Source organism: Massilia sp. Root335 (genome assembly GCF_001425685.1).
GTDB lineage: Bacteria > Pseudomonadota > Gammaproteobacteria > Burkholderiales > Burkholderiaceae_D > Telluria > Telluria luteola.
Map to the genome: position 1 here is coordinate 260,128 of NZ_LMCY01000028.1, position 9,327 is coordinate 269,454.

The following is a 9,327-nucleotide window of genomic DNA, read 5'->3' on the forward strand; positions in this document are numbered from 1 at the left end:
GTTCTTGCTGCGCGCCTGCGCGGGGACGATGGCTCGTTGCCCCGCCTGCGCGGGGATGACGGTTCTTGCTGCGCGCCTGCGTCAGAACTTGTAGCGTGCGCCCATCATGTAGCGCGGGCCGGACTGCGTCACGTACAGCGCCTGTTGCGAGGTGCGGCCGTGCACGCGGTTCGTCTCGTTCGTCAGGTTGATGGCTTCGAGCTGGACGCTCAGTTTCGGCGTCAGGTTGTAGCCCACCGACAGGTCGAGCTGGCCGTACGGCTCGACGTAGTTCGGGTTCGGACCGGCGCCGTCGAACGTCGACGACAGGAATTCGCCGCGCCAGTTGTACGCCGCGCGCACGTTCCACTTGTCGTTCTCGTAGATGCCGACCAGGTTGGCGGAGTTCGACAGGCCGACCAGCGCGAACTGCTCGCCCACGCTGCCGTTGTCGTAGCGCAGGCCCGAGTGGACGTACGTGTAGTTCGCCGAGATGCCGAAGCCGGTGTTGCCGAACATGTGCTGGAGGTTGAATTCCAGGCCGTTCAGGCTCGCCTTCTTCTGGTTCGAGAACGACGTGATCTGGAAGTGCGCCACCGGATCGCCCGGCTGGCCGACGATGTTCCCGGTCGGATTGCCGCTGCTGTCCACGCCCGTCACCGTCACGCCCGCCGCCGTCGGGTGGTGCGTGAAGATGTAGTTGCGGATGCAGGCCGGGTCCGTGCCGCAGCCGGCAGCCGACGCTTCGTTCCACAGCGCGCCGCCGACCGGCGTGTGCAGGTTGAACGGCGTGGCGTCGAGCTTCGACTGGCCCGCGTAGTTCTCCAGGTCCTTGTAGAACGCGTTGACCGAGAAGAAGCTGTCCTTCGCGTAGTACCACTCCCACGACAGGTCGAAGTTCTTCGACTTGACGGGCTTCAGCGCCGGATTGCCCTGCGAGCCGGTGCCGCCGTCGACCCGCGCCAGCGTATTCAGGATCTGGCCGCCGGCGATCTGGTCGTAGCGCGGACGGCCGATCGTCTCGCCGTAGCTCGCGCGCACCTTCATGTCGGTGCGGACGTCCATGTCCCAGTCGATCGACGGCAGCAGGTTGTGGTACTTGCCGGTGAGGGTCGTGAACGAGGGCGCGCCGAACTGCACCGGGAATTCGTTCGCGGAGACCATCGTGATCGACGTCGCGGTGGGCACCAGGGCCGTGGAGACGACGTCCGTCTTCTCGTAGCGCACGCCGATCGCGGTGTGCATCGGCAGCGCCGTGTCCCAGTCCGTGTTGAACTGCAGGTACAGGCTCTTCGACTTTTCCTCGGTGCGCTGGTCGGTGTCGAACGTGTTCTTGGGCAGGTACATCTCCGGCATGCCCGACGCCTTCGCCACGACGTCGCGCACCTGGGCGAAGTTGAAGGTGTAGAAGGTGTTGAAGAGGTTCGGGTTCTGGCTGCCGGCCAGCTGGTCGAAGTACTGGCGCACGGTGTCGGCGTGCCACAGGCTGCTCGGGTAGTCGGACGGCTTGGTCGCGCCGGTCCACGAGTCGCGCTGCTGGGTCGAGAACGCGGAGCGGTTCTTGACGTTGACGGCGCCGAGGCCGAAGTTCAGGTTCGACGAATCCAGCATGCGCAGGCGGCCCTTGAACTGGACCTGCGAGATGTCGCCCTTCATGTAGCCGTTCTGGAAGACGGAGCCGGTGACCTGCTGCGGCGCGTTCACGAAGTCGGCGCCCTTGATCGACAGGACCGGGAATTCCTGCGAGAAGTCGGCCGTCGTGTCGCCGCGCGAGAAGCTCGCGGTGCCCAGCGTGTTGTTCGAGCCGAACGGGCTGTCGGCCTTCGATTCCGCGGTCGAATGGTGCGCGTCGAACTCCAGCTTGAGGTCCCTGGTCGCGCGCCACTGCGTGTTGAAGCCGAGCGACTTGTTCTGCGTCTTGGTGGCGAAGTCGGCGCCGCCCATCGCAATGTCGCTGTTCCCGGCCGGGATGAATTCGCTGTAGACGAGCGGTGCGGCGATCGGGCCGTTGGTCCAGGACGACGCGGACGGGCCGAAGTTGAACCATGCGGAGACGTCGTTGCGTTTCGTCTGCAGCTTGTTTTCCGAGTACGTGTAGTCGAGGGTCGTCGTCAGTTCCTTCACCGGCTGCCACTGCAAGGTGAGCTGGCCGTTGGTGCGCTTGCGCTTCACGCCCGTCATGCTGTAGTTCAGGTTCTGCGGCACCTGGTAGATGTCGGTGGGCTTGGGACGGTTCGTGATGTTTTCCGAACCCGGGGTGCCCGGCTGCGGAATCGTGCCCCAATTGTTCTCGTCGCCGCGGAACGGGCCCTTCCAGCCGCTCGACACGGACGCCTGGTTGAAGCCCAGGTTGCGCTCCTGGTAGCTGGCGGAGACGCCCAGGCCCCAGTGGCCGTCCTTCGACGTCGTCGAATAGATGCCCGAGAATTCCGGCGTCGTCGAGTTGCTGGCCTTGACGTCGCCCGGCAGGTTGTTGTTCGACGTGTCGTGCACGGCCTTGATGCCGATGCTGGACCACGTGCCCAGCTTGTCCAGCGGACGCGCCGTGATCACGTTGACGGTGGCGCCGATGCCGCCGGTCGGGGTCTCGGCGCGGCTGGTCTTGTAGACCTGCAGCTGCGAGATCGCTTCCGACGCCAGGTTCGAGAAGTCGAACGAACGGCCGTTCAGGTCGCCCAGGTTCGACGTCGGCATCTGGCGGCCGTTCAGCAGCACCATGTTGAAGTCGGGGCCCACGCCGCGCACCGTGATCTTCTGGCCTTCGCCGTTGACGCGGTCGATCGACACGCCGGAAATGCGCTGCAGCGATTCGGCCAGGTTCGTGTCGGGGAATTTGCCGATGTCCTCGGCGACGATGCCGTCGACGATGCCGTCCGACTGGCGCTTGAGGTTCAGCGACGACGCCAGCGACTGGCGCAGGCCGGTCACGACGACCTGCTGGACGGCCGTGGTCGGGATGTCGCCGCCGCGGCTGTCTTCCGTCGCGCCGGTCTGGCCATAGGCCGGGATGAGGGCGGCGCAGGCGCTCGCCACCGCCAGGCTCATCAGTTTTTGGTTTGCCTTGGGATAATGCATTAGGTCTCCTCTGTTTTTATCTGCTTGTTCTTCACCGCGTCGGACGTGGAAACGTTTCCATATCGTGGTCGAATCTTATGTTCAGAAAAAACAATTGTCAACGGAATATTCCATGGTGCGTGGCCGAAACAGCACACCTGCGAAACCGGCTGCGTTGACATCGAAAAATCGGCGGTGCTATATTGGAAATTGCCTGGAAGCGTTTCCACGCAGAGGTCCATTCGACCGGAAACCGGTTCCCGGCGCCGCGACGGCGTGCCCCGATAAATGCGCGTCGACGACGTGTCCGCGTACCGGCGCGCACGTTAATGGACAGTCATGACGAAGTTAGCGCTCCCATGGCATCATGACGGACTGTGGCGCCGCGCGGGGCGGTGCCGGGCAGGTCATGGAGAGACGCATGCGGTTCGGGACGTGGTGGGCGGTGGGGGCGACGGTATTGGCGATGGCGGGCTGTGCGCCGCCGCTGCGGCCCCTGCAATCGCTGTCCGATCCCGAAGTCCAGCGCATCATGCGGCGCGAACAGGTGCAGGGCCTGGCGCTGGCCACCATCGAGAACGGGAAGGTGGCGAAAGTGCGCGTGTACGGCACGCGCAACGCGGCGCTCGGCCAGCCGCTGACGCCGGACACGGTCATGACCGGCGCGTCGCTGACCAAGACGGCCTTCGCCTACATGGTGCTGCAGCTGGCCGACGAGGGCAGGCTGGACCTCGACGCGCCCGTCACGAAGCTGCTGCCGCAGCCGCTGCCCGCGTACCGCGAGCGGCCGTTCGATTTTTCCGACCTGGCGAACGATCCGCGCTGGCAGTTGCTCACGCCGCGCATGCTGCTCGCGCACGCCGGCGGCTTCGCCAACTTCCGCTGGCTCGAGCCGGGCGGGCACCTCCGCATCCACTTCGACCCGGGCAGCCGCTATGCGTATTCCGGCGAGGGCTACATGCTGCTGCAGCTGATCGTCGAGCGGGGCCTCGGGCTGGATGTCGCGCAGGAGATGCAGCGCCGCGTGTTCGACCGCTTCGGCATGCGCAACACGAGCATGCACTGGCGCGCGGACTTCGCGGAGAACGTGGCGGACGGCTACGGCTTCGACGGCGCCGTGCAGCCGCACGAGCGGCGCTACCGCGTGCGCGCGGCCGGCTCGATGGATACGACGATCGCCGACCAGGCGAAGCTGTGGGCCGGCATCATGCGCGGCGACGGCCTGCGGCCGGACACGCGCGCCGCGTTCGCGACCGGCTGGCTGCCCATCGCGTCGCGCCGCCAGTTCCCGACCCTGGCCGGCGGCGACACCGAATGGCCGCAGAAGCTGGCGGCGGGCCTGGGCGTCGTCACGTTCGAGGACCGGTCGGGCCCCGGCTGGTTCAAGGGCGGCCACGACGACACGACGGCCGATTTCGTGCTGTGCCTGGAGACGGGCCAGCGCTGCGTCGTCCTGCTGTCGAACGACGTGCGCGCGGAGCGCCTGTATCCGGAACTGGGCCGCCAGGCGCTCGGGCCCGACGACATGCCGTGGAGCTGGGAATACGACTGGATGGACGCGCCCTGACGCGGGCGGCGTCCGGCAAGGATCGCCGCCGCGCGTTACACTTGCCGTTTTGTCCGGAGCCCAGGATTGACCCCACCGCCTTTGCCCACCGAGGCACCCGACCGTCTGCGGCATGACGCCGTGGCGCACGCAGAAGCACACACGGCGATGCCCACGTGGCTGATGCTGCTGATCGCCGCCGCCTGCGGCCTGATCGTCGCGAACCTCTATTACGTCCAGCCGCTCGTCGGCCCGATCCGCGCGGCGGTCGGCCTGCCGGCAGGCGCGGCGGGCCTGCTCGTCACGCTCACGCAGGTCGGCTACTGCGCCGGCCTGCTGCTCGTCGTGCCGCTGGGCGACCTGCTGGAAAACCGCCGCCTCGTGCTGGTCCTCGTCGGCGTGCTGGTGGTGGCGCTCGTGGCGGCGCCGCTGGTGCCGGCGCTCGGCCATCCGGCGCCCGCGTTCCTCGCCTGCTCGCTGCTGATCGGCTTTGCCGCCGTGGCCGTGCAGGTGCTGGTGCCGTACGCGTCGCACATGGCGCCCGAACACGTGCGGGGCCGCGTCGTCGGCAATGTCGTCAGCGGCCTGATGTTCGGGATCATGCTGGCGCGCCCCGTCGCCAGTTTCATCACGCATGCGTGGTCGTGGCAGGTCGTGTACGGGCTGTCGGCCGCGCTGATGGTCGTGCTCGGGATCGTGCTGCGGGTGCTGCTGCCCACGCGCCGGCCCCATTCGACGCTGGGCTACGTCGCCCTGCTGGCGTCGATGCAGGGGCTCCTGCGCGACCTGCCCGTGCTGCGCCGGCGCGCCATCTACCAGGCCGGCATGTTCGGCGCGTTCAGCGTGTTCTGGACCGTGACGCCCTTGCTGCTGGCCAGCCCGGCCTACGGCATGAACCAGCGCGACATCGCGTGGTTCGCGCTGGCGGGCGTTGCGGGCACGATCGCCGCGCCCATCGGCGGCCGCGTGGCGGACCGCGGCTGGACCCGGCCGGCGACGGCGTTCTGCATGATCCTCGGCCTGCTGTCCTTCGTGCCGACCCTGGGCGCCGCCGGCGGCGGCAAGCTGGGCCTGGGGCTGCTCGTGGCGGCCGCCATCGCGCTGGACTTCGCCGTGTCGGGTAATCTCGTGCTGGGCCAGCGCGCCATCTATGCGCTGGGCGCCGAGGTGCGGGGCCGCGTCAACGGCCTGTACATGGCGACGTTCTTCCTGGGCGGCGCGACCGGGTCGGCGCTGGGGGCGTGGAGCTTCGCGCACGGCGGCTGGCAGGCCGCGTGCGCAGTGGGAATGTCCTTGATCGGGGCAGTGCTGCTCGTGTTCCTCGGCGAGCCCCGGGGGATCACTTCGCGGTCTTGAGCATCGCCGGGTAGCCGACGTCCTCCGTCGCCTTTTTCAGGTCGGCGACGGTGGCCTTGGCGTCGTCGTAGACGATGACGGCTTCGCGCCTGTCGTAGCTGACCTTCACCTTCGACACGCCCGGCACTTTCGACAGCGCCGCCTTGATCGTGATGGGGCAGGTGGCGCAGTCCATCGTCGGGACGGTCAGCTGGACGGTCTGCTGCTTGGCCGACGCCAGCGGCGCAACGGCGGCCAGCGCAAGGAGGGTGAGGGTGCGGGAGATTGTCATGGTAGCTATCCTCAATAGAACAGCGGGGCGATCAGCGGAAAGCCCAGCAACAGCGCGACGAACAGCGCGCAGGCGATGAACACGCGGCGCATCAGCGGACGCGTCGTGGCGCAGGCGCCGTCCGCCATGTCGCAGGCGCGGGCCGGGCGGAACACGAGCCAGCCCGCCCAGGCCAGCGCACCGGCGGTAAGCGCGATGGCGTAGGGCGTCACCGGTTTCAGCGCCTGCAGGTTGGCCATCCACGCGCCCGTCACGCCGACCAGCACCAGCGCGAGCGGCAGCACGCAGCACGTGGAGGCGAGCAGCGATGCCAGCACGGCGACGGCGATCAGCCGCCCGGCCTTGCGGTCGGTCGCGGCGCTGCCTGGGGCGGTTGGACGGGCGAGCGTGGGCATGGCCGGATCAGATCGCGCGGGCCGTGATCGTGTACTTGAACGCGTCGGGATCGAGCGGGTCGTACGCTTCGCCGCGGCTCTGCGCCTGCGGATACATCAGGAAGCTGACCTTGCCGACGGCGGAGCCGGGCAGGCGCACGTCGTGGGCGAAGTTATAGCCCATCCAGTTGCCTTCCCAGCCGCCGAACAGCGCGCGCTTGACGGGGGCGACGACGGGATTGTCCGGGTCCTTGATCCAGTTCGGCGTTTCCTGGCGCATGACCTTGGCCACGTCGGCCGGGTCCATCGCGACCCAGCCGTGCTGCTTCAGGTAGACCTCGGCGCGGCAGTGCTGGGCGCCCTGCAGCGATTGCGGCTTGCCGCCCAGTTCGCGGTAGCCGAAGCTGCTGGGCGCGATGCGGATGCCGTAGACGTCGCGGGCCGGCACGCCGGACGCGCGGCACAGGCCCACGAACAGGCCGTTCAGGTCGGCGCACTTGCCGCCGAAGTTACCCGTTTCCAGCATGGTCTTGATGTCGCCCGTGCCGCAGCCCTTGACCTTCGGCTCGCGGAACGTGTTCAGCACGATCCAGTTGTAGATGCGCTCGACTTTTTCGTCGTCGGTGCGCGCGCCCTTGGTGATCGTCAGCGACGTCTTCTTGACGATGCCGTCGAGCGGCAGCAGGTCGGTCGGCTGCAGCCACAGGCGCAGGTCCGCGGCATCTTCGGTGCCCGGGGTGCGGGTCTTCCAGTTCTCGGCACGGTCGCGGGTCTGGATGCGCGACACGACTTCCAGCGCGGGCGGCGCGGAGCCGTCGAATTCGGCGACGAGGAAGCGGGCGCCGTAGCGCGGATCGGTCTCGACGCGCGCCTTGGTCGCGTTGCCGGACCAGTTGTTCGACAGGCTGCGCTGCCATTCCGTGTCGATCGACGGCAGCGGAATCCACACGGTCGACGGACCGGCGGCGCGCTGCAGGGCCACCTTGGTCACCACTTCGTAGCTCTTCCAGTCGCCCGGACGCGGATCGAAATGGCGTTCCTGCTCCGCCGCCAGCAGGGTGCGGGGCAGGGCGCTGGCGAGCGCAAGGCCGCCGGCCGCTTTCAGCAGCGTGCGGCGGGTGGTTTTCAGGTTCGTGTCTTGCATGGCGTTTTTCCCTCGTTCTCTAGTTCTGGTTGTGTTCTTGATGTGTTTGCGGCTCGGCCAGCAGGGCGTCGATGGCCCCGCGCAGCCGGGTGTCGTCGGGCGGTATCTCGCCCACCGTGCGCCAGCGTGCGCGCCCGCCGCGGTCGACGACGATCGTCGCCGGCATCACGCCCGGCGACCAGCGCTTGAACGCATCGCCGGTGCGGTCGCGCAGCACGGGGTAGGCCAGCGGATGGGCCGCGGCGAACCGTTCGATCGAATCGAGCGGCTCCTTGTAGTTCACGCCGACGACCGCGACGCCGTCGCGCCCCGCCAGCGCGCCCAGCACCGGCAATTCTTCCACGCATGGGCCGCACCAGGCGGCCCAGAAATTCACGACGACGACCTTGCCGCGCAGGGCTGCCAGGTCCCACGGCTGGCCGTCGAGGGTCGTCAGCTGCAGGGGCGGCGTCGGCCGGCCCGCGGGCCACGGCCGCAGCAGCGCATCCTTCGCCGCCGCGCCCGCGCTCAGCAGTGCGCCGGCCAGCAGCGCGGCCGCGCGGGTGGATATCCTCGTGTGCATCGTCGGGTGCGGATCTCGAAGCGAAAACAGCCGTCATGATACCAGAGCGGGCGTTTCGCCGCCCGCCCGCGGGCGGTGCCGCCGGTCCGCAACCGTGCAGCCCGCCCGGCCCGGCTGGGGTAAGCTCGGCGGCGGACTTCACGGAGGATGCGATGGGATTGCAACGGAACCTCGCGGCGCTGGCGTGGGCGCTGGCGCTCGGACTGGCGGCACCGGTGAGCGCCGCGCCCGCCGCCACCTATCGCAATCCGCTGCGCGTGCACCTGGCGAACGGCGCGCCGGCCCAGAACTGCGCCGACCCGGCCGTGGTGCGCGATGCGCGCGCCAGGACGCCGACCTGGTATCTGTATTGCACGAGCGACCCCGTCAGCAAAACGGAGCGCCCGCTGCCGGGCGAATCCGGCCCGTGGCATTTCCACATGATCGCGATCTACCGGTCGACGGACCTCGTCAACTGGAATTATGTCGGCGACGCGTTCGCCGACCGCCCGGCCGGGCTGGCCGCGCCCACGTCCGGCCTGTGGGCGCCGGAACCGGAATACATGGGCGGCCGCTACTACCTGTACTTCACGGTGACGGACGTGGCGGACGCCCACAGTCCGGAGGCCGGCTGCGCCAACGACAGCGCCATCGGCGTGGCCGTCGCGGACAGCCCGGCCGGTCCGTGGGTGCCGGCGGCCGCGCCGGTGGTCGCGCCGCGGCGCGCGGGGCCCGGCTGCGATTTCCACTGGACGTTCGACCCGAAGGTCGTCGAGGACGGCGGCCGCAAGTGGATTTATTACGGCAGCTACGGCGGCGGCGTGTTCGTGCAGCCGCTCCGCGCCGACGGGCTGGCCGCCGCGGGCACGCCGCGCAAGGTGGGCGCGGCCGGGCGCTACGAGGGCGCGGAAGTCGTCCGGCACGGCGGCTGGTGGTATCTGTTCGCCTCCACGACCGACTGCTGCAACGGCCCGCTGACGGGTTACGCCGTGTACGCGGGACGGGCGCGCACGCCGGCCGGACCGTTCCTCGACCGCCTCGGCCAGGACCTGGCCGCCGCCC

The 9,327-nt window shown here is 68.8% G+C and carries 8 protein-coding genes; 3 read left to right on the top strand and 5 right to left on the bottom strand.

All coding sequences use genetic code 11. From position 1 onward, the window contains the following. Nucleotides 1-81: 81 nt before the first annotated feature. Entirely contained in the window at nt 82-3,054 is a 2,973-nt protein-coding gene (locus ASC93_RS16850; RefSeq protein ID WP_082548109.1) for a TonB-dependent receptor, read from the bottom strand. Between the two features lie 400 nt (nt 3,055-3,454). On the opposite strand from ASC93_RS16850, the gene ASC93_RS16855 reads away from it, so the two are divergent. Both ASC93_RS16855 and ASC93_RS16860 read left to right on the top strand, forming a co-directional pair. Then, nucleotides 3,455-4,600, top strand: coding sequence for a serine hydrolase (locus ASC93_RS16855; RefSeq protein ID WP_056444557.1), 1,146 nt, complete (start codon nt 3,455-3,457; stop codon nt 4,598-4,600). Nucleotides 4,601-4,747: 147 nt separating this feature from the next. Beyond that, entirely contained in the window at nt 4,748-5,935 is a 1,188-nt protein-coding gene (locus ASC93_RS16860; RefSeq protein ID WP_056444560.1) for an MFS transporter, read from the top strand. On the opposite strand, the gene merP is transcribed toward ASC93_RS16860, so the two are convergent. From merP to ASC93_RS16880, 4 genes are read right to left on the bottom strand one after another with little or no spacing between them, the layout of a single operon-like run. Next, the gene (gene merP, locus ASC93_RS16865; RefSeq protein WP_056444563.1) at nt 5,919-6,206 is read right to left on the bottom strand and encodes a mercury resistance system periplasmic binding protein MerP; all 288 of its coding nucleotides are present in this window, start codon (nt 6,204-6,206) and stop codon (nt 5,919-5,921) included. The genes ASC93_RS16860 and merP overlap by 17 nt on opposite strands. Nucleotides 6,207-6,217: 11 nt before the next feature. Then, entirely contained in the window at nt 6,218-6,601 is a 384-nt protein-coding gene (locus tag ASC93_RS16870) for a mercuric transporter MerT family protein (RefSeq protein ID WP_056444566.1), read from the bottom strand. 7 nt (nt 6,602-6,608) lie between these two features. Beyond that, nucleotides 6,609-7,724 (bottom strand): transglutaminase family protein, encoded by a 1,116-nt coding sequence (locus ASC93_RS16875; protein WP_056444569.1) that lies wholly within the window; start codon nt 7,722-7,724, stop codon nt 6,609-6,611. A 19-nt stretch (nt 7,725-7,743) separates the two neighbouring features. Beyond that, nucleotides 7,744-8,286 carry a TlpA disulfide reductase family protein gene (locus tag ASC93_RS16880; RefSeq protein ID WP_056444571.1) on the bottom strand — a complete coding sequence of 181 codons (543 nt, stop codon included), beginning with the start codon at nt 8,284-8,286 and terminating at the stop codon, nt 7,744-7,746. A gap of 152 nt (nt 8,287-8,438) precedes the next feature. On the opposite strand from ASC93_RS16880, the gene ASC93_RS16885 reads away from it, so the two are divergent. Then, on the top strand, nt 8,439-9,327 hold an 889-nt coding region (locus ASC93_RS16885; protein WP_162251911.1), incomplete at its 3' end, for a family 43 glycosylhydrolase.

What these genes read in the sequence shown, in the direction of transcription:
- ASC93_RS16850 (WP_082548109.1), bottom strand. Translation starts at nt 3,054, where the DNA reads ATGCATTATCCCAAGGCAAACCAAAAACTGATGAGCCTGGCGGTGGCG.
- ASC93_RS16860 (WP_056444560.1), top strand. Translation starts at nt 4,748, where the DNA reads ATGCCCACGTGGCTGATGCTGCTGATCGCCGCCGCCTGCGGCCTGATC.
- ASC93_RS16875 (WP_056444569.1), bottom strand. Translation starts at nt 7,724, where the DNA reads ATGCAAGACACGAACCTGAAAACCACCCGCCGCACGCTGCTGAAAGCG.
- merP (WP_056444563.1), bottom strand. Translation starts at nt 6,206, where the DNA reads ATGACAATCTCCCGCACCCTCACCCTCCTTGCGCTGGCCGCCGTTGCG.
- ASC93_RS16870 (WP_056444566.1), bottom strand. Translation starts at nt 6,601, where the DNA reads ATGCCCACGCTCGCCCGTCCAACCGCCCCAGGCAGCGCCGCGACCGAC.
- ASC93_RS16880 (WP_056444571.1), bottom strand. Translation starts at nt 8,286, where the DNA reads ATGCACACGAGGATATCCACCCGCGCGGCCGCGCTGCTGGCCGGCGCA.
- ASC93_RS16855 (WP_056444557.1), top strand. Translation starts at nt 3,455, where the DNA reads ATGCGGTTCGGGACGTGGTGGGCGGTGGGGGCGACGGTATTGGCGATG.